The organism is Amycolatopsis sp. FBCC-B4732 (genome assembly GCF_023008405.1).
GTDB classification, from domain to species: Bacteria; Actinomycetota; Actinomycetes; order Mycobacteriales; family Pseudonocardiaceae; genus Amycolatopsis; species Amycolatopsis pretoriensis_A.
Window position 1 is genome coordinate 474,755 of record NZ_CP095376.1, and the last position, 18,777, is coordinate 493,531.

The 18,777-nt window shown below is 71.8% G+C and carries 19 protein-coding genes; 9 read left to right on the top strand and 10 right to left on the bottom strand.

Annotation, left to right across the window (positions count from 1 at the left end):
• The 5 genes from MUY14_RS01845 to MUY14_RS01865 form a co-directional block, all read right to left on the bottom strand.
• Complete coding sequence (locus MUY14_RS01845) at nucleotides 1-711, bottom strand: response regulator transcription factor (RefSeq protein ID WP_247020131.1); 711 nt, start codon at nucleotides 709-711, stop codon at nucleotides 1-3.
• 47 nt (nucleotides 712-758) lie between these two features.
• Complete coding sequence (locus MUY14_RS01850) at nucleotides 759-1,433, bottom strand: IclR family transcriptional regulator (protein ID WP_247020133.1); 675 nt, start codon at nucleotides 1,431-1,433, stop codon at nucleotides 759-761.
• A 182-nt stretch (nucleotides 1,434-1,615) separates the two neighbouring features.
• A complete protein-coding gene (locus tag MUY14_RS01855; RefSeq protein ID WP_247020135.1) occupies nucleotides 1,616-2,428 on the bottom strand; it encodes a sugar phosphate isomerase/epimerase in 813 nt (270 codons plus the stop codon).
• Nucleotides 2,428-3,561, bottom strand: coding sequence for a dihydrodipicolinate synthase family protein (locus tag MUY14_RS01860; protein WP_247020137.1), 1,134 nt, complete (start codon nucleotides 3,559-3,561; stop codon nucleotides 2,428-2,430). Before MUY14_RS01860 ends, MUY14_RS01855 begins: the two co-directional genes overlap by 1 nt.
• Before the next feature lie 83 nt (nucleotides 3,562-3,644).
• Complete coding sequence (locus MUY14_RS01865) at nucleotides 3,645-4,685, bottom strand: LacI family DNA-binding transcriptional regulator (RefSeq protein WP_247020140.1); 1,041 nt, start codon at nucleotides 4,683-4,685, stop codon at nucleotides 3,645-3,647.
• A gap of 216 nt (nucleotides 4,686-4,901) precedes the next feature.
• Between MUY14_RS01865 and MUY14_RS01870 the strand changes: the two genes are divergently transcribed.
• From MUY14_RS01870 to MUY14_RS01890, 5 genes are all read left to right on the top strand, one after another.
• Nucleotides 4,902-5,306 carry a nitroreductase family deazaflavin-dependent oxidoreductase gene (locus tag MUY14_RS01870; RefSeq protein ID WP_247020142.1) on the top strand — a complete coding sequence of 135 codons (405 nt, stop codon included), beginning with the start codon at nucleotides 4,902-4,904 and terminating at the stop codon, nucleotides 5,304-5,306.
• 77 nt (nucleotides 5,307-5,383) lie between these two features.
• Nucleotides 5,384-6,148, top strand: a complete 765-nt coding sequence (locus MUY14_RS01875) for a 1-acyl-sn-glycerol-3-phosphate acyltransferase (RefSeq protein WP_247020144.1) — start codon at nucleotides 5,384-5,386, stop codon at nucleotides 6,146-6,148.
• Between the two features lie 49 nt (nucleotides 6,149-6,197).
• Entirely contained in the window at nucleotides 6,198-7,589 is a 1,392-nt protein-coding gene (gene lpdA / locus MUY14_RS01880) for a dihydrolipoyl dehydrogenase (RefSeq protein ID WP_247020146.1), read from the top strand.
• 73 nt (nucleotides 7,590-7,662) lie between these two features.
• Nucleotides 7,663-8,022, top strand: coding sequence for a nucleotidyltransferase family protein (locus MUY14_RS01885; protein WP_247020148.1), 360 nt, complete (start codon nucleotides 7,663-7,665; stop codon nucleotides 8,020-8,022).
• A 51-nt stretch (nucleotides 8,023-8,073) separates the two neighbouring features.
• On the top strand, nucleotides 8,074-9,978 hold the full coding sequence (locus MUY14_RS01890) for a S8 family serine peptidase (RefSeq protein WP_247020150.1): 1,905 nt from the start codon (nucleotides 8,074-8,076) through the stop codon (nucleotides 9,976-9,978).
• A gap of 44 nt (nucleotides 9,979-10,022) precedes the next feature.
• Here the strand turns inward: MUY14_RS01890 and MUY14_RS01895 are convergent, their stop codons facing one another.
• Nucleotides 10,023-10,652: a class I SAM-dependent methyltransferase gene (locus MUY14_RS01895; RefSeq protein ID WP_247020152.1), complete on the bottom strand. Its 630-nt coding sequence runs from the start codon at nucleotides 10,650-10,652 to the stop codon at nucleotides 10,023-10,025.
• A gap of 21 nt (nucleotides 10,653-10,673) precedes the next feature.
• Here MUY14_RS01895 and MUY14_RS01900 point away from each other — a divergent pair, with 21 nt between their 5' ends.
• On the top strand, nucleotides 10,674-11,408 hold the full coding sequence (locus tag MUY14_RS01900) for an SDR family oxidoreductase (protein ID WP_247020154.1): 735 nt from the start codon (nucleotides 10,674-10,676) through the stop codon (nucleotides 11,406-11,408).
• Between the two features lie 125 nt (nucleotides 11,409-11,533).
• Nucleotides 11,534-11,827: a hypothetical protein gene (locus MUY14_RS01905; protein WP_247020155.1), complete on the top strand. Its 294-nt coding sequence runs from the start codon at nucleotides 11,534-11,536 to the stop codon at nucleotides 11,825-11,827.
• Here MUY14_RS01905 and MUY14_RS01910 read toward each other — a convergent pair.
• A complete protein-coding gene (locus tag MUY14_RS01910) occupies nucleotides 11,782-12,801 on the bottom strand; it encodes an SDR family oxidoreductase (protein WP_247020157.1) in 1,020 nt (339 codons plus the stop codon). The genes MUY14_RS01905 and MUY14_RS01910 overlap by 46 nt on opposite strands.
• 70 nt (nucleotides 12,802-12,871) lie before the next feature.
• Here MUY14_RS01910 and MUY14_RS01915 point away from each other — a divergent pair, with 70 nt between their 5' ends.
• The gene (locus tag MUY14_RS01915; RefSeq protein ID WP_247020159.1) at nucleotides 12,872-13,750 is read left to right on the top strand and encodes a LysR family transcriptional regulator; all 879 of its coding nucleotides are present in this window, start codon (nucleotides 12,872-12,874) and stop codon (nucleotides 13,748-13,750) included.
• On the opposite strand, the gene MUY14_RS01920 is transcribed toward MUY14_RS01915, so the two are convergent.
• On the bottom strand, nucleotides 13,747-14,319 hold the full coding sequence (locus MUY14_RS01920; protein ID WP_247020161.1) for a nucleotidyltransferase domain-containing protein: 573 nt from the start codon (nucleotides 14,317-14,319) through the stop codon (nucleotides 13,747-13,749). The genes MUY14_RS01915 and MUY14_RS01920 overlap by 4 nt on opposite strands.
• Nucleotides 14,316-15,764, bottom strand: a complete 1,449-nt coding sequence (locus MUY14_RS01925; protein WP_247020163.1) for an ABC transporter substrate-binding protein — start codon at nucleotides 15,762-15,764, stop codon at nucleotides 14,316-14,318. Before MUY14_RS01925 ends, MUY14_RS01920 begins: the two co-directional genes overlap by 4 nt.
• A gap of 104 nt (nucleotides 15,765-15,868) precedes the next feature.
• Here MUY14_RS01925 and MUY14_RS01930 point away from each other — a divergent pair, with 104 nt between their 5' ends.
• Nucleotides 15,869-17,203, top strand: coding sequence for an LVIVD repeat-containing protein (locus MUY14_RS01930; protein ID WP_247020165.1), 1,335 nt, complete (start codon nucleotides 15,869-15,871; stop codon nucleotides 17,201-17,203).
• Here MUY14_RS01930 and MUY14_RS01935 read toward each other — a convergent pair.
• Nucleotides 17,200-18,777, bottom strand: coding sequence for a glycoside hydrolase family 13 protein (locus MUY14_RS01935; protein WP_247020167.1), 1,578 nt, complete (start codon nucleotides 18,775-18,777; stop codon nucleotides 17,200-17,202). The genes MUY14_RS01930 and MUY14_RS01935 overlap by 4 nt on opposite strands.

Below are 18,777 nucleotides of genomic sequence, written 5' to 3' on the forward strand. Positions count from 1 at the left end.
CTAGCCTTCGGCCGCGGACCGGGCCGGGTCCTCCAGGCGGTAGCCGTGGCCGCGGAGGGTGGCGATCCGCGGCACCTCGGCGTCGGGCCCGGCGACCGAGGCGAGCTTGCGGCGCACCGCCGCGATGTGCACGTCGAGGGTCTTCGTCGAGCCGTACCAGTGCGCGTCCCAGACCTCGGCCATCAGCGTCTCGCGGCTGACCGCGACGCCAGGCTGCTCGGCCAGCCGCGCCAGCAGGTCGAACTCCTTCGTGCGCAGCACGACCTCGCGGCCGTGCAGGGTGGCGTGGCGGCCGGCGATGTCGACGGTCAGCCCGCCGATGGTCACCGGCGGCCGGGCGCCGGCGGGCGCGCCGCGGCGCAGGTGCGCGCGCACCCTGGCCAGCAGCTCGCCCAGCCGGATCGGCTTGGTGAGGTAGTCGTCGGCACCGGCGTCGAGGCCGACGACGACGTCCATTTCCTCCTGCCGGGCGGTGAGGATGACCAGCACGGCGGCGGGCAGTGCGCTCCGCAGCCGGCGGCAGACCTCGACGCCGTCCAGGTCGGGCAGGCCGAGGTCGAGCAGCACGAGGTCGAACTCGCCGGCGTCGGCGGCCTGCAGCGCGGTCCGCCCGTCACGGCGCCAGCACACCTGGTAACCGTGCAGCCGAAGGGTCGATTCGAGCACGCTGCCGATCGCCGCGTCGTCTTCCACCACCAGCAGGTTCGGCATGTCGGGCAGCGTAACCAACGGCCCGCCGGAATCCGGACGACTGTGGCCTATTCCGTCCGTGTCCCGAGGCCGATCTGCGATATCCGCAGCGAAGCCCCCGCGACGGCTTCGGTAAACGCAGCGACTTCGGCCGCGTCGAACCTGCTGGTGGGGCCGGTCACCGCGAGCGCCGCGAGCACCCGCCCGTCCCCGTCGCGCACCGGCGCGGCGACGCTGGACGCACCCGTCTCGGGTTCCCCGTGGCTGACGGCGGCCCCCTCGGCCCCGTCGAGCACCCGCCCGGCGGCCCCGGACCCGAGCGGCAGCTCGTCCCCGACCCGCCCGACGTGCCGGATGGCCAGCGGCCCCTCCTGCTGGGCCACGCAGACCAGCACCGACGTGCTGCGGACGTAGAGGTTGACGGTTTCGCGGCACTCCAGCGCGAGGTCGCGCAGCACCTGGCGGACCGGTTCGGGCAGCTGCCACGCGGTGTTCGCCAGCTGCGCCCACCGCAGCATCCCGGGCCCGACGGTGACCCGTCCGTCGGGCCGTGTCCAGAGCAGGCCGCGCTGTTCACAGGTGGCGACGAGCCGCAGCACGGTCGTCTTCGCCAGGCCGCTGGCCGCGGTGAGATCCTTGACCGCCCACGTCCGGCGGCGTTCGGTGAAGAGAGCGAGCAGATCGAAGGCGCGCAGCACGCTCCGGACGGCGCCCTCGTCGCCGGTCTGGTGTTCCGTCGTCATCGCGCGACCTCCCCAGCCCGCTGGACGGACCAAGCGTACCGCGCCGTGGACACCTCAGGCCACGTGTCGCTCGAAGGCCGCGGTGCTCGAGCCGGTCCGGGATGTGATGAAAGGGTCGTTCATGTCGCTGCATGCCGTGAAAGGGTCGTTCATGATGTTCGGAGTGTCGCCGGCTGCCGGGATCAGGCCACGTGTCGCTCGAAGGCCGCGATCGTCTCGGCCAGTACCTCCGCCCCCGGGCGGGCCCACAGCCGCGCGTTGAACACTTCGACCTCGATCGGCCCCTCGTACCCCGCCGCCTCGACGCAGGTGCGCAGGTGGCGGTGGTCGATCGGGCCGTTCCCCGGCAGCGCTCGGCCCAGCAGCGGGTCGGGGAGCGGCACCAGGACGTCACACACGTGGAATCCGGCGATCCGGCCCGCCGCCGCGGCGATCGACTCCTCGATGCGCGGGTCCCACCAGACATGGAACTCGTCCACGATCACGCCCACCTGCTCGGCCGGGTGCTCGGCCGCGATCGCCAGTGCCTGGTCCACAGTGGACAGCACCGACCGGTCCGCGCACTGCATCGGGTGCAGCGGCTCCAAGCCGAGCCGCACGCCGCGCTCGCCCGCGTACGGGGCGAGCTCGCCCACGGCGTCCGCGACGCGCCGGCGGGACGCGGCCAGGTCGTTGCCCGCGATGCCGCCGACCACCAGCACGAGCACGCCGGCGCCGAGCGCCGCGGCTTCGTCGATCGCCTCGCGGGTCTGGGCCACACCGTCCACAGGGGACCCTTCCGGGGTCACGCCGGTGAAGAACCCGCCGCGGCACAGCGAAGAAACCCGGACGCCGTACTCCTTGAGCAGCCGCGCGGTTTCGTCGACGCCGGTTTCCGCGACCTTGTCCCGCCACAGCCCGATCCAGCCGACGCCCGCCGCCGCGCAGCCCGCCACCGCTTCGGGCAGCGTCCAGGACTTGGTGGTGATCTGGTTGAGGCTGAGCCGCTCGTCCATCACGCCACCCCGGCGGCCAGCAGCAGCGGCCGCATCCGGGCGACGGCCAGGTCGGGGTCGGCCAGCGCGCCCGCCTCGTCGGCCAGGCGCAGCAACGTCGCCAGGTGCGTGATCGTGCGCGCGGATTCCTGGCCGGCGATCATCCGGAAGTGCTCTTGGTGCCCGTTCAGGTACGCCAGGAAGACGACGCCGGTCTTGTAGTGCCGGGTCGGCGCGCGGAAGATTTCGCGCGACAGCGGCACGGTCGGGTCGAGCGCGGCGCGGAAGCCGGCCGGGTCGCCGTCGTCCAGCCGGCGCAGCCCCGCCGCGGCCACCGGGGCGATCGCGTCGAAGATGCCGAGCAGGGCTTCGCTGTGGCCGGCCTCGTCGCCCGCGATGAGTTCGGGGTAGTTGAAGTCGTCGCCGGTGTAGCAGGCGACGCCCGCGGGCAGGGCACGTCGGAATTCGGTCTCCACCTCGGCGTCCAGCACCGAGACCTTGACCCCGGCGATCGTGCCGGCGTGCTCGGTGCACAGCGCCGCCAGCTCGCGGGCGGCCGCGCGGACGTCGTCGTGGCCCCAGTAGCCGGCCAGCGCCGGGTCGAACTGCTCGCCCAGCCAGTGCAGCAGCACCGGGCCGCCCGCCTCGGACAGCAGTTTCCCGTACGCGGCGTGGTAGTCGTCCGGCCCGGTGGCCGCGGCGGCGAGCGCCCGGCTGGCCATCACGACCGGGAGCGCGCCCGCGCCGCCGACCAGGTCCAGCTGCTCGCGCCAGGCGTCCACAATGGACGCGACGGTCGCCGGCCCCGGTGGCAGCTGGTCGGTGCCGACGCCGGCGCACCACCGCCGTCCGGCCGCGGCCGCGCCGGTGCGCGTCACGAGCTCTCGGGTGGCCGGCCAATCCAGGCCCATCCCGCGCTGCGCGGTGTCCATCGCCTCCGCGACGCCGAGGCCGCACGACCAGAGGTGCTCGCGGAAGGCGAGTGTCGTGTCCCAGTCGACGGTGTCCGGCTCGGCGGCGAGCGCGTCCGCCACGACGTGCGCGGCGGCGTAGGCGATCCTCGACGACAGCGGCGTTCCCGCCGGCCCGGGACACGGCGGCCCGGACGGCGTCCAGTCCAGCAGCCCGCCGCCGGGCACCGGGAGCACGAGCATCGGGGGACCTCCCAGTGACTCAGAAAGCGCTTTCCCGAATCCACGGTAGGGCCTGCGCCGGAGCACGACAAGGCCCGACCGGGTCAGCGCTTGGGGCGTCCGGTGCTTTCGCGCAGGACGACTTCGCCGGAGAGCCGGACCGTCCGCGGCCGGGTGCCGGCGGAGCCCTTGATCGCCAGGTCCATCGCCCGCTCGCCGAGCTCTTCCAGCGGCAGCCGCACGGTGGTCAGCGCCGGGGCGAGGTCGCGGACGACCGGGATGTCGTCGAAGCCGGCCACCGAGATGTCGCCCGGCACGGAGAGGCCCTCCTCGCGCAACGCCGTCAGCGCGCCGATCGCCATCACGTCGGTGACGGCGAAGACGCAGGTCGGCAGCTTGCGCTTGCGGCCGGCGAGCAGCTTCTTGGTCGCCTCGTAGCCGCCGTCGCGGGTGAAGGCGGCCTCGACGACGTCGTCCTCGCGCAACGTGATGCCGTGCGCGGCGAGCCCGTCGCTGAACCCGGCCAGCCGGTCGATGACCGTGCTCAGCTGCCGCGGACCCGCGAGCACCGCGAACCGCTTGTGGCCGAGGCCGACGAGCGCGTCGGCCAGCGCCGCCGCGCCGCCCTTGTTGTCCGGCTGCACGGTGTCGATCTTGAGCCCGCGGTGGCGGCTGACCGCCGCGACCTGCCCGCCGCCGCGGCGGTAGGGCTCGAGCTCGGCGGCCATCGCGCGTTCCCACGTCCGGTCCTCGAACGCCGAGCCGATCAGCAGGATCGCCGCGGCCCGCTGCGCGCGCAGCGTCGAGACGTAGGCGACCTCGCGATCGGGGTCGCGGAACGTGCCGGCCAGCATCACGAGCAGCCCGTTGTCGGTCGCCACCCGCATCACGCCGCCGGCGATCGCGGCGAAGTAGGGGTCGCTGACGTCGTGGCAGATCACGCCGACCGTGCGGTGCGTGCCGCCGGCGAGGGCCTGCGCGTGCGCGTTCGGGGCGTAGGCCAGCTCGGCCGCGGCGGCGGACACCCGCTCCCGCAGGTCGGCGCGGACGGACGCGGTGCCGTTGAGCACCCGCGACGCCGTCGCGAGCGAGACGTTCGCGCTGCGTGCCACGTCTTCCAGTGTCACGTGCGGCCGGGCCTTCATGGCTGGCTCCTCCAAGATCGGTTTCGGGTGTCTCCGCGTGCTCGGTCGGTGCAATCTACTGGGAGGAGGGTGTCTCCGGAGAAGCCGCTGCTCGGGGGACCTGACCCATTCGAGTGAAACCGGCGGGGAAGATCCGCCGCGTCACGTGTGTTGCAAACAAGGAGAACCTTCAAGTGGTGAGCCCGCCACTGCCGATGATCGCGAAAGGAACCACGCATGCTGTTCGGTGACGAGCACGTCCGCCGCTACGAGGAGACCGACGGGGAGGTCGGGCACGAGTGGAAGGAAGGCGTCCCGACGCTCGTGCTGACCACGAAGGGCCGCAAGACCGGCCAGGAGCGCAAGTTCGCCCTGATCTACCAGGAAGTCGACGGAAACCCGGTGATCGTGGCCTCCAAGGGCGGCGCGCCGAACCACCCCGGCTGGTACTTCAACCTCGTCGAGACCCCCGAGGTCGGCGTCCAGGTCAAGGCGGACAAGTTCACCGCGACCGCCCGCACGGCCGAGGGCGAGGAGCGCGCGAAGCTGTGGGAGAAGCTGGCCGCCGTCTGGCCGGACTACAACGAGTACGCGAAGAAGACCGACCGTGAGATCCCGGTGGTCGTGCTCGAACGCCGGTGAAATCGTTGCTGTGATCTGCGCCGCGTTCGGCGCGCGCCGGGGCCGAACCGGGCGGTCGTGGGCTACGAATGACACTCATGAACGACCGCTGGACCGCCCTGGACCTCGAGGGTGAGCTGCTCACCCGACGCCAGATGATCGCCTACGGCCGGCGCTTCGCCCGCGCCGGCCGTGGCGCCTGGTACAGCTTCGCGATCGAGGTGGTCTGGCAGTTCCTCGCCCAGACCACCCGCTTCCGCGTGCGAGGCTCCCGCCACATCCCGAAGACCGGCGGCGTGCTGGTGGCGTCGAACCACCTGTCCTTCGCCGACCCGACGACGCTCACCGCGTTCTGCCTCGCCGCCGGCCGCGTGCCGCGCTACCTGGCGAAGGCGTCGCTGTGGAACCTGCCGGTGGTCGGCCGCGTGATGCGCTCGGGCCGCCACATCCCGGTCTACCGCGGCGCGGCGACGGCCGCGGAGGCCTACCGCGACCTGGTGGCGTCCGTGCGGGCGGGCGAGTGCGTGGCGGTCTTTCCGGAGGGCACGTTCTCGAAGGACCCGGACGGCTGGCCGATGCGCGGCAAGACCGGCCTAGTCCGGGCCGCGCTGGAGACCGGCGCGCCGGTGATCCCGGTGGCCAACTGGGGCACCCACCACCTGCTGCCGTCGACCGCGTGGTTCCCCCGCGGGCTGCCGCGCAAGACCGTCGAGCTGGTCGCCGGGCCGCCGGTCGACCTGTCCGACCTGCGCGACCGGCCGCTCACCCGCGAGGTGCTGGAGGAGGCGACGGCTCGCATCATGGGCGAGGTGACGACCCTGCTGGAGTCCATCCGCGGTGAGCGGCGGCCGCTCGCGGCCTGAGGTCCGCGTCACCCCGCCCGGTCCTGCCCGTAGGGGTAGTTTCTGGTGTATGAGTGCACAACACTTTGATGTCGTCGTGCTGGGGGCCGGGGTCGGCGGTTACGTCGCGGGGATCCGCGCGACGCAGCTGGGGCTCAGCGTCGCGGTGGTCGAGGAGAAGTACTGGGGCGGGGTCTGCCTGAACGTCGGGTGCATCCCGTCGAAGGCTCTCCTGCGCAACGCCGAACTGGCGCACGTGGTGACGCAGGAGGCCGCGGCGTTCGGGATTTCGTCCGACAGCCCGATCCGGGTCGACTACACGGCTGCTTACGAGCGGAGCCGGAAGGTCGCCGACGGGCGCGTCAAGGGCGTGCACTTCTTGATGAAGAAGAACAAGATTACCGAGTTCGACGGGCACGGGACGTTCCTCGACGATCACACGCTCGAGGTGAACGGCTCGCAGATCACCTTCGAGCACTGCATCATCGCCACTGGGGCGACCACCCGATTGCTGCCGGGGACTTCGCGTAGCTCGCGGGTCGTGACGTACGAAGAGCAGATCCTGTCCAGTGAGCTGCCTTCGAGCATCATCATCGCCGGGGCTGGCGCGATCGGCGTCGAGTTCGCCTACGTGCTGCACAACTACGGCGTCGACGTCACGATCGTCGAGTTCCTCGATCGGATGGTGCCGTTGGAGGACGCCGACGTGTCGGCTGAGCTCCTCCGGCGGTATCGCAAGCTCGGGATCAAGGTGCTGACGTCGACCCGGGTGGAGTCGATCGACGATTCGGGTTCTTCGGTCGAGGTGACTGTTTCGTCCGAGAAGGACGGGCGGCGGGTCCTCACCGCGGACAAGGTGCTGCAGGCGATCGGGTTCCAGCCCCGGGTCGAGGGGTACGGGCTGGACAAGACGGGTGTCGCGCTGACCGAGCGCGGGGCCATCGCCATCGATGGGCGTGGGCGGACGAACGTGCCGCACATCTTCGCCATCGGTGATGTGACGGCGAAGTTGATGCTGGCGCACGCGTCGGAGTCGATGGGGGTGGTGGCCGCGGAGACCATCGCCGGTGCGGAGACGATGGAGCTCGACTTCCCGATGATCCCGCGGGCGACCTACTGCCAGCCGCAGATCGCCAGTTTCGGGTGGACCGAGGCGCAGGCCCGGGAGAAAGGGTTTGACGTCCGGGTGGCCAAGTTCCCCTTCACGGCCAACGGGAAGGCTCAGGGGCTGGGCGATGCCGGTGGGTTCGTGAAGCTGATCAGTGATGGTGAGCACGGGGAGCTGATCGGCGGGCATCTCATCGGGCCGGATGTCACCGAGTTGCTGCCGGAGCTCACTTTGGCTCAGCAGTGGGATTTGACTGTTCATGAGGTGGCTCGGAATGTGCACGCGCACCCGACGCTGGGGGAAGCGGTGAAGGAAGCTGTTCATGGGCTTGCTGGGCACATGATCAATATGTGATTTCTTTCGCCCCGGTTTTTCATTGTCACTACGGCCGGCGGCTTCGGATCGGGGCCGCGGGGTCCGGGCGGGGGTGTGGTGGCGTCGGAGCGGCTGCGGGAGTTCCTGGGGCGGAACGAAATCCTCGTCGAGGTGCTGGGGCTCCGATCTGAGCTGGGAGGGTGAGGACCGGGTCATCCGGGCCGCCGCCGAGGTCCGGCTCGAACCCGACGGCAGCTGGCACTTCTACGCTCCCCACGGGCTCGATGACCTCTTCGCGATGGTCGTGCGGCCGAATCCCGTGCTTGCCCCCTGCGAGGCTTTCGAACGGAAGGCTGCTCGGTGGCGGAGCCGGTGGCCCGAAATCGTTCTCATGTTTTCTGGTCGTTCCAGGATGTGGACGTCCTTGCGATCCAGACTTTGGTCGGTGGTTCCTCGCTCGGTCACTCCTTAGATTCTCCCCATTACACCCGGTCGAGTGACCGAGGATCACAGGGAGACATCGATGGTGAGATTCAGCCGGGTTGCCGCGCACGCGGCTCCGCTGACGGTCGGCGCGTTGCTGCTGACGACGGGCGTCTCGGCAGCGCAGCCGTCCACGGTGGACGCGGCTGCCGCGCGCACCGAGGCCGGGATCAGTGCCCTGCAGAGCATCAAGAAGAGCCTGAGCCCCGCGGAGCGCAAGCAATCGAGCCAGCTGGTCGTCGAGAAGCGGTTGCGGGCTGACCGATCGCTCGCCGCGAAGCTGCCCGACTACCGCTCCGGCGTCGGGGTCAGTGGGGCCGGCACCGTCGCGATCGACATCGCTGCCCACGGCAACGGCGTCGCCGACGCCGTGCGGGCGGCCGGTGGCACCGTGCGTTACACCGCACCGGACGGGGCGGTCCGGGCCGATTTGCCGCTGTCCGCTGTGGACACCATCGCCGGGCGTGGCGACGTCGCCGAGGTGAAGCCCGCCGCGCAGGCCACCACCTGGAGCGAGCCCGGCAACCGCGATCTGCGGCAGGCTGTCGCCGCGCAGGCTGCCGCCGCGACCCAGGTGTCCGAAGGGGACAAAGCGCACGGTGCCGACGCCGCCCGTACGACCTACGGGGTGAGCGGGTCCGGCACCAAGGTGTGCGTGCTCTCCGACGGCGTCGACTCGCTCGCGAAGTCGCAGAGCGCCGGTGAACTGCCCGCCGTGGACGTGCTGTCCGGGCAGAAGGGCAGCGGCGACGAGGGCACCGCGATGCTCGAGATCATCCACGACCTCGCGCCGAACGCGACCCTCGGCTTCGCCACCGCGTTCACCAGCGAAGCCAGCTTCGCCGCGAACATCCGCGCGCTGCGCACCACCGGCAAGTGCCAGATCATCGTCGACGACGTCTCTTACTTCGACGAGTCGCCGTTCCAGGACACGCAGGTCGCGCAGGCGGTCAACGACGTGACCGCGGCCGGCGTCCTGTACTTCTCCTCGGCCGGCAACTCCGGCAACGCGACCGACGGCACCAGCGGGTACTACGAAGGCGACTTCCGCGCGTCCCCGACGAAGATCAGCGGCGTCACCGGGACCCCGCACGACTTCGACCCGAGCAGCACCACGCAGAACTTCGACGCGCTTTCGGCCGGCTCGCTCGGCAAGCCGGTGACGCTGTTCTGGTCCGACCCGTGGGGCAAGTCCGCCAACGACTACGACCTGTTCATCCTGAACTCGGCGGGCAGCGTCGTGGCCTCCAGCGAGAACGGCCAGTCCGGCTCGCAGAACCCGTACGAGATCGCGAACGTGCCGGCCACCGGCTCGGGCTACAAGGTCGCGGTCGTCAAGTACAGCGGCGCCGACCGGTTCATCGCGCTGAACGTCATCCGCGGCCGCTTCGTGGCCTCGGGCTCGCTGAAAGCGTTCAGCACCAACGGTGTCACGAATGGCCACTCGGCGGCGGCGAACGCCTTCAGCGTCGCGGCGGCCCCGGCCGGACCGGCGTTCGGCCGTCCGCTGGAGACCGGTGACCCGGCCAACCCGGCCGGCCCGTACCCGGGCCTGTTCAGCGCGTCGAGCAAGTGGGAGCGCTTCTCCTCCGACGGCAAGCGCAAGCTCTTCTACAACGCCGACGGCACGGCGATCACCCCGGGCAACGTCTCCTCGACCGGCGGCACGACCCGGAACAAGCCGGACATCACGGCGGCGGACGGCGTGGCGACCTCGGTGACCGGCTTCCAGCCGTTCTTCGGGACGTCGGCGGCGGCCCCGCACGCGGCGGCGATCGCGGCCCTGCTGCTCTCGGGCAAGCCGACGGCGACCCCGGCGCAGATCCGCTCGGCGCTGGTGTCCTCGGCGATCGACCTGGGCGCGCCCGGCTTCGACACGGTGACCGGCACCGGCGTGATCATGGCCGGCCCGGCCCTGGCCGCGCTGGGTGTCCAGCCCAAGTAAGCACCGAACTCAGCGGGGCCCGGCGCGCGCCGGGCCCCGCTGAGTCATTTTCCGGTGACCAGCAGGTGGAAGCGGAACGGGCCGCGCTCGATCCGTTCGTGCCGGAGCAGGCCCAGTCCCGCCGCGGCCAACGCCGCTTCGAGTTCGGCCACCGGGCGGAGCCGGAAGCCGTTGTCCGTCAGCATCCGGGCCCGCCCCATCAGATCCGGGTCGCCGACGCCCAGCACGAACCGGCCACCGGGCGCGAGGACGCGCGCGACTTCCGCGAAGGCCCGCTCGAGGTCGTCCACGAAGTAGACCGTGTTGGTCGTGACGATCGCGTCGACCGTGCCGTCCGCCAGGGGCAGGGCGGTCATCGGACCCTCGGACAGCACCAGCCGCCCCGCCGCGATCTCCCGCCGGAAGGTCGTGCCCGCCCGGGCGAGCATGGTCTTCGAAATCTCGACGCCCTGCACCGTGGCGGTTTTCCGCAGCAGCAGGCCGAGGCCCAGCCCGCCGCCGAACCCGATGTCGAGCGCGGATTCGTCGCCGGACAGCTCCAGCGCGTCGACCGCCTTCACCACCGCCTCGCGGTTCCGGCGGTTCAGCATCGCGCCGACGACCCGGCCCCGCAGGCCGCTAGGGTGGCCGAGTTGCCGGGCCAGCCCGGCTTGGAAACCCTCGCGAAGTCCCATGCGCGCAGTCTAGGAGCAGTGATGGCGAAGACGGCAGTGGTCACCGGCGCCGGATCGGGGATCGGCCGGGCGGTGGCGCGGGCGCTGCTCGAAGACGGTTACCGGGTCGCGCTGGCCGGACGCCGGTCCGCCGCGCTCGAGGAGACCGCCGCGGGTTTCGAAGGTGCCCTCGTCGTGCCCACCGACGTCGCCGACGAGGCTTCCGCCGCCGCGCTCTTCGACGCCGTCCGCGACGAGTGGGGGCGGCTCGACCTGCTCGTCAACAACGCCGGCATCGGCGCGGCCGGGACGATCGCCGACCTGTCCGTCGAGGACTGGAAGCGGACCGTCGACGTCAACCTGACCGGGATGTTCCTGTGCGCCCGGCAGGCGGTGCGCCTCATGCGCGACCAGGACCCGCGCGGCGGCCGGATCGTCAACAACGGCTCCATCTCCGCGCACGTGCCGCGCCCGGCGAGCGTCGCCTACACCGCGACCAAGCACGCCGTCACCGGCCTGACCCGGTCGATCTCGCTGGACGGCCGCGCCTGGAACGTCGCCTGCGGACAGATCGACATCGGCAACGCGGCCACCGAGATGACCGAACGCATGGCGGCGGGCATTCCCCAGGCCGACGGCCGGGTCGTCGCGGAGCCGACGTTCGACGTCCGGCACGTGGCCGACGCGGTGCGGTACATGGCGGGCCTGCCGCTGGACGCGAACGTCCAGTTCCTCACCGTCACGGCGACGACGATGCCGTTCATCGGCCGCGGGTGATGCCGACATTCAGGTGAAGCGGCGGCCCCGCGGGTCGACGGCGGCGAAGCCCGGTTGGTAAACCGGAGGGCCGATACCGATCACGAGGGGCCGAAGTGCCTGCTCAGCTGACTTACGCCGTAGTCATGGCGCTCGTTTTCGCCTTCGCCGGTTTTCTGGCGAAGCAATTCGTCGGTGAAGGGGTCAAACACCTCGGGCAGCGTTTCTGGCCCGCCGTGTTCCGCAGCCGGCGCCGGACGCTGACCAGGCGCGAACTGCGGCGGTACGCCAGTGGCGTCAAAGCGACGTTCGACAGCCACGCGCTCGGTTTCCTGGCCACCACCAAGGTGACGGTCAGCGAGGTCTACGTCCCGCTCCAGAGCGAGGAAGCGGGTCAGGGGATCACGCGCGCCTTCCGGAACTCGTCGAACAGCCGGTAGAACATCTGCTCCGTCTCGACGTACTCTCCGAAGCCCGCCCGCCGGGACTTGGACGTGTCCGCGAACACGTCGTAGTCCCAGCCGAACACGAAGTCGGCGAACGCCCAGGACGAGGAAACGTCGGCGTAGGACGACGAAAGGCCGTGGCGAGTGGCCATGGACGTCCACAGTGGAGCTTTGTCGGCCATGACGTCCACCAGGGCCATCCGCAGCGGCGGGGCGACCTCCAGACCGAAGTACGCCGCCAGTTTCGGCCACAGTTCGCGCCAGCGGAACAGGTCGCCGTTCGCGATGTTGAAGGCGCCCTGGTGGTTCGTCGCCCAGGTCGTCGCCGAGGCCAGGAGGCCCGCGTCCGTCATCTCCAGGAGGCTGTCGTACGCGCCCGGCTTGCCCGGGAACCGCAGCGGCACGCCCAGTTCCTTCGAAATCGACGCGTACACCGCGATCACCAGCGCCAGGTTCATCGGGTTGCCCAGCGCCGTGCCGCCGACCACCGAGGGGCGGATCGCCGACCACGTCCACGAGCCCGCGCGGCGTTCGAGGAACTGCTGCTGGTCGACGTTGAACTCCGGGGGCAGGTGGCCCGCGTCGGTCTCGCGCGCCGGGGTCTTGAACGGGCCGAGGTGCGCGCCGTAGACCTTGTAGCCCTGCATCAGGCTGACGTGCTCGAGGCCGGGCGCCGCCGCTTCCGCCGCGTCGACGAGGTTGGTCAGCATCGCCAGGTTCGGCGGGACCAGCTCGGCCCAGGTCGGTTTGTCCTGGTAGGCGGCGTAGAAGAGGTGGGTCGTGGCGTCGAGCCCGCTGAGTTTCGCCCGGGTCTCGGCCGCGTCCAGCAGGTCGACGGCGATCGTGCCCGGCCCGCCGCGGCGGGCGAGGCCGGTGACGTCCCAGCCGCCGTCCGCCCGCAGGTGCTCGACGAGGGTGCGGCCGATGATCCCGTTGGCCCCGGCGACCAGGGCTGTCTTGCGCTTCATGATTCCAGGCTGTCCTCGCGCCGGAGATAAGTCCAAGGCATCCTTGTCACCATGTCGATAAGCTGAGTTCATGACAAGCCTGCGGCAGCTGGAGTACCTGGTCACGGTGGTCGACACCGGCTCGTTCACCCGCGCCGCCGAGCAGCTGCACGTGACGCAGCCGGCGTTGTCGCACCAGATGCGGGCGCTCGAACGCGGTCTCGGCGGGCCGTTGCTCGAACGGCTGCCGCGCGCGGTGCGGCTCACGCCGATGGGGCGGGCGATGCTCCCGCACGCGCGGGCGGCGCTGGCCGACGCCGAACGCGCGCGCTGCGCCGCCCGCCTCGCCTCCGGGACGACGGCGGGCGAACTGCAGGTCGCGACGGTGTACTCGGTCAGCCTCGGCGTGCTGCCGCCCGCGTTGCGCGTGTGGCGGCGCGACCGGCCCGAGGTCGACGTGCGGCTGATCGAGTTCCGGCACGCCGACGAGCTGCGCGAAGCGATGGCCGCGGGCGAGGCCGACATCGCGCTCGGCCCGCGGCCGGCCGGCTGGACCGGGCCGGTGCGGGAGCTGGGCGTGGAGGAGTTCGTCGTCGTGCTGCCCGCGGACGGCGCTTCGGAGGACGACGAGACCGGTGTGGTCGACCTGGCGACGCTCGCGGACTGCGCGTGGGTGCACTACGCCCCGGGCAACGGCCTCGCGGAACTGGTGGACGCGACCTGCGCGGCGGCGGGCTTCCGCCCCCGCGCGGCGGTCCGCACCGAGCAGACGGCAGCGGCCCCGATCCTGGCGGCGGCGGGCTTGGGTCCGGCGCTGGTCCCGGCGAACGTGCTGCCGCCGCGCTTCGACGGCCGGGTGCTGCGGCCGAGCGTGCCGGTGCGGAGGACGCTGGTGGCGTACACGCGTGGGGTGCCGGACCCGCTGACCAGCGCGTTCATCGAGACCCTCGCCGAGCACGCGACGGTCTAGAGGCGGTCCTGCCAGGGGTGGTCCGGCGCCAGGGCGGCCGCGAGCCAGCGCCGTTGAGCCGTGTCGAGCACCGGCAGGGCCGCCGTGAAGTCCTGCTCGTCCTTGGGCCGGGTGCCGCGTGCCTTGGCGAACAACTGCACTTCCGGGGCCAGGTAGGGAATTCCGCCCGCCGAGACCGCGCCCAGCCCGGACACCGGCCGCCGCACGGCCGGGTTCCGGCGGGAGACCCACTCGTCGCCCTCGGTCTCGTCGAGCATGATCTGGATCCGCCACGGTGCCGACGGTCCCGGGCGGCACCAGACGTCGTCGACGCCCGGCGGCAGGACTTCGCCGGGCAGCCACGGCCGGAGCGTGCCCGGCGGGTCGGCCGCCCAGCACTCCCACGACGGCAGCGCCGCCTGCACCGCCGCCTGGTCGCGGCGGAGGAACAGGACGTCGACGTCGGCGTGCTCGCGGAACGCGTGTCCCACCGCCAGCTCGATCGCTTGTCCGCCGGCGATCCACCACGGGACGCCGGCGGAGGCGAACAGCACCGCCACCTCGGCCGGGGTGGCCGGGTCCCAGGTCATGAGACCGCGATCCCCGTCAGCACCGGATCGGTGAACGGCGTCGTCGTCACGTCGTGGACGCGCGAGGACCAGACCGCGTGGCCGTGGCCCGACCACAGCGGGGCCACCGGCAGGTCGCGCAGCAGCTGGTTCTCCGCCAGCCGGTACAGCTCGCCCGCCTCCCCCGGGGTCGCCGCGGCGTCGGCCAGTGCCAGGTTCTGCGTGAAGACCTCGTCGGTGTACCCCGATTCCGAAGCCAGCCGGGACAGCAGCTCGTACGGGCTCGGCGTCGCCAGCTTGACGTCCACAGTGGACGGACCGTCGAGCGGTCCGGTGTTCGGGGCCGCCTGTGCTGTCACGGAAACGTCCAGCGCTTTGTGGAGTCCGACGACCAGGGTCCGGGTCCACGCCTCCGCGCCCGGTCCGAAGTAGACGGTCGCGCCGCCCGGGAAGGCCGCCTGCTTCAACAGGGCCTTGCCGGCCGCCGCGTCATAGCTGCAGGGGCGGCAGGTGCCCGACCGGTCGCCCGGGGCGTCCGCCGGGGGCAGCAGGGCCTTCGCCGGGTCGACCTGGTGCGCCAGTGGGCCCGCCTCCAGCGCCGCGCGGTCCACGCCCAAAGCGAAGCCGTGGCGGACCGTCGCGTCGGAAAACCGCGGGTTCGCCACCGGGAACGCCAGGTAGCCCGCCTGCGGGAGGGCCCAGGTCGCGTGGTGGTCGTCGCCGAAGTCGGTGTGCATGGCTTCGTGCTTCTCGCCGGGGACCTCGGTCGCGAGGTCGAGCGTGCCCGCCTTGACCGCGTCGTACTGGGCGCCCGGTTCGCCGACCCGCAGCTCGATCTCCTCGGCCTTCCCGGGCCCGACGCGCTTGAGCGTGCCGCCCGAACCCGGGTGCCAGCCGCCGTCCAGGCGGTACGGGCCGTTGCCGACCGGGGCCTTGGCGAAGCCGTTCCAGTCGCGGGAAGCGAGGACCGACGCCGGCAGCGGCACCAGGCCCGGCGCCGAAAGCAGGGCCGGGACCTGGCCGGACGGGCGGTCGAGCGTCAGCGTGATCGTGTCCGGCGCGGGCGCGGTGATTTCGCGGGCGCGCAACAGCTTCGTGAACACCGGCGTGGACACCCAGTGCGCCGCGGCGACCGTCCGCCAGGTGTCCACATAGGACTGCGCGGTCACCGGCGTGCCGTCGTGGAAGGTCGCGGGCCGCAGCTTGACCGTCCAGTGCACGCGGTCGGTGCTCTCGATCGACTCGGCCGCGCGCGGGGTGAGCTTGCCCGACGCCGCGTCGTAGTCGGCCAGCGGGGTCCACAGCGCCCCGGTCACCAGCCGGCCCGCCTGGTCGGCGAGGTCCGCGGGCAGCAGCGTCGCCGGCTCCCGGATGCCGACGGACAGCACGCCGGGGCGCGCGGGGTCGGTGCCGGAGCAGCCCGTGACGGCGAGGGCGAGGACGGCGAACAGGACGAGCAAGCGCATGCGCCAGTCCTACCAGTCAAGAGCCAACAAAAGACGGTTGTGTCCGGTTGATCTCCGTCGTACCGTTCCCGTGGTCACGCTCCGAGCGTTCTGGGAGGTTTCGCGTGCGCACCTGGTTGCGGTCGTGCTTCGCCGCCGTCACCGTCAGCGCCACGCTGGTCGCGACCGGGCTCCCGGCCGCCGCCTGCGGCGAGGACGACAAACCGGCCACCCCCGCGGCCCGCACGCTGGGCGATCCCGGGGCGATCAAGAACGTCAAGTCCGTCGGCAACGTCCCCGACGCCGCCGGCGCCATCTCGATCAACTTCCTCGACTACGGCCGCCGCGACGTCATGGTCGTGTCCGGCGAGTTCGGGCTGAAGGTCTACGACCTGACGAAGAACCCGGCCGCGCCGAAGCTGGTCGGCCAGGTCAGCCTGCCGGGGCTGTGGGAGACCGAGGACACCGAGGTCGACCAGAACCGCAAGCTGGTCTTCCTCTCCCGCGACCCGCGCGCGTACGGCGGCACCACGCACACCGGCGAGTCCGGCATCTACGTCGTCGACGTCTCGAAGCCCGAGGCCCCGGCGATCCTCAGCTACGTCAAGGTGCCCGCCGGTCACACCACCAGCTGCGTCGACGGCTGCCGCTACCTCTGGACCGGCGGCCCGGCGAAGGCCGACGACCAGCCCGCGGACTGGGGCGGCCGCCCGATCTGGGTCACCGACATCCGCGACCCGCGGCACCCGAAGGTGAACCCGCAGCCCATCGAGCTGGCCCGCAACGACGGCAAGACCGACTACGTGCACGACGTCCAGGTGGACGACAACGGCGTGGCCTGGGTGTCCGGCCGCGGCGGCGTGCGCGGGTACTGGACCGACGGCGTGCACCGCGACCCGCTGACGAACAAGGTCCACCGCGCGACCGCGCACGAGCCGATCCCGTACGCCGGCGGCGGCATCGCCGAGACGGCGGCGCCGTCCCGGTTCATGCACAACAGCTTCCACCCGGCCGGCCACCGCGTCGGTGACGGCGCCTGGCGCGGCCAGGACCTGATCTACGCGACGGAGGAGAACTTCGTCGACGGCTGCGCGGGCGACGGCGTCCTGACGATCTCGTCGCTGAAGGGCTCCTACCACGGCGAAGGCTGGCGCTCGACGCCGGAGAAGCCGTTCCGCCTGGAGAGCGTCGGCACCTGGGGCGTCAACGGCCAGGAGGGCAGCGACCCGGCGTCCGACGACTGTTCCGCGCACTACTTCGACGTCCGCGGCAAGATCCTGGTGCAGTCGTTCTACGCGCAGGGCACCCGGTTCCTCGATGTCAGCGACCCGACGAACCCGCGGCAGATCGCGTACTACCGGCCGGGCGACGCGAGCGCGTGGGCCCCGTACTGGCACGGCAAGTACGTCTACGTCGCGGACAACGCCCGCGGCGTAGACGTCCTGCAGCTCACCCGTTAGGACTTCAGCCAGACAGCGGTGTCGGTCGGCAGTTCGCCGCCGGCCGGCCCGCTGGCCAGCAGGATCTCCCCGGCGGGGAGCGGGATCGGCGTGTCCGAGAAGTTCAGCGCGAACGTGAACCCTGTCCCGAGCCGGAACGCCAGCACCCCTTCGCCGAGGTCGAGCCACTCCGGCGAGCCGGTGGGGAGATCCCGCCGGAGCCGCAGCCCGTCGCGGTACAGCGCCAGCATCGACGCCGGGTCCGCCGCCTCCGCTTCCGCCGTGTAGTCCCGCCACTCGGCGGGCTGGGGGAGCCACGCGCCCCCGGCGCCGAAGCCGAACGGCGCTTCGGAGCCCGACCACGGGATCGGGACGCGGCAGCCGTCGCGACCGGGGTCGGTGCCGTTCGTGCGGGCCCACACCGGGTCCTGGCGCAGCTCGTCGGGGATGTCCAGGACCTCCCAGAGCCCCAGCTCCTCGCCCTGGTAGACGTACAGCCCGCCGGGCAGGGCCAGTGTCAGCAGCGCCGCCGCCCGGGCCCGCCGGGTGCCCAGCTCGCGGTCCACCGGCAGCTCGTGCAGGCGGTTCGCGAAGCTGAACCCGGTGTCGCCTTCCCGGCCGTAGCGCGTGACGTGCCGCGTGACGTCGTGGTTCGACAGCACCCACGCGGCCGGCGCGCCGACCTCCTCGTGCGCCTTCAGCGTCCGGTCGATGACGTCGCGGAAGCGCTTGCTGTCCCACGGGCAGACCAGGAAGTCGAAGTTGAACGCCGAGTGCAGCTCGTCGCGGCGCAGGTAGCGCGCCGCTCGGGACATGTCCTCCAGCCACATCTCGCCGACCAGCACCCGCTCGCCCGGGTAGCTGTCGACGATCTTGCGCCACGAGCGGTAGATCTCGTGCAGGCCCTCCTGGTCGGAGAACGGCGTCTCGTCGCCTTCCTCCACGTCGGGCAGGTGCGGGTCCTTGACCAGCCCGTCGGCGACGTCGATGCGGAAGCCGTCGACCCCGCGGTCGAACCAGAACCGCAGCACGTCCTCGAACTCCGTACGGATTTCCGGGTTGTCCCAGTTGAAGTCGGGCTGGCGCGAGCTGTAGAGGTGCAGGTACCACTCGCCGTCCGGCACGCGCGTCCACGCGGAGCCGCCGAAGCGCGACTTCCAGTTGTTCGGCGGCTCGCTGCCGTCCGGGCCGCGGCCCGGACGGAACCAGAACCGTTGCCGCTCTGGCGATCCCGGGCCCGCGGCCAGCGCGGCCTGGAACCAGCGGTGCTCGTCGGAGCAGTGGTTGGGCACGATGTCGATGATCACCCGGATGTCCCGCGCGTGCGCTTCGGCGATGAGCTCCTCGGCCTCGGCGAGCGTGCCGAAGAGCGGCTCGATGTCGCGGAAGTCGGCGACGTCGTAGCCGCCGTCGTCCATCGGGGACGGGTACCACGGGGTGAACCAGATCGCGTCGATCCCCAGGTCGGCCAGGTGGTCCAGCCGGGCGCGGACACCGGCGAGGTCGCCGACGCCGTCGCCGTTGCCGTCCGCGAAGCTGCGGATGTACACCTGGTAGATGGCCGCGCTCCGCCACCAGCCGGTCTTGTCGGTCAC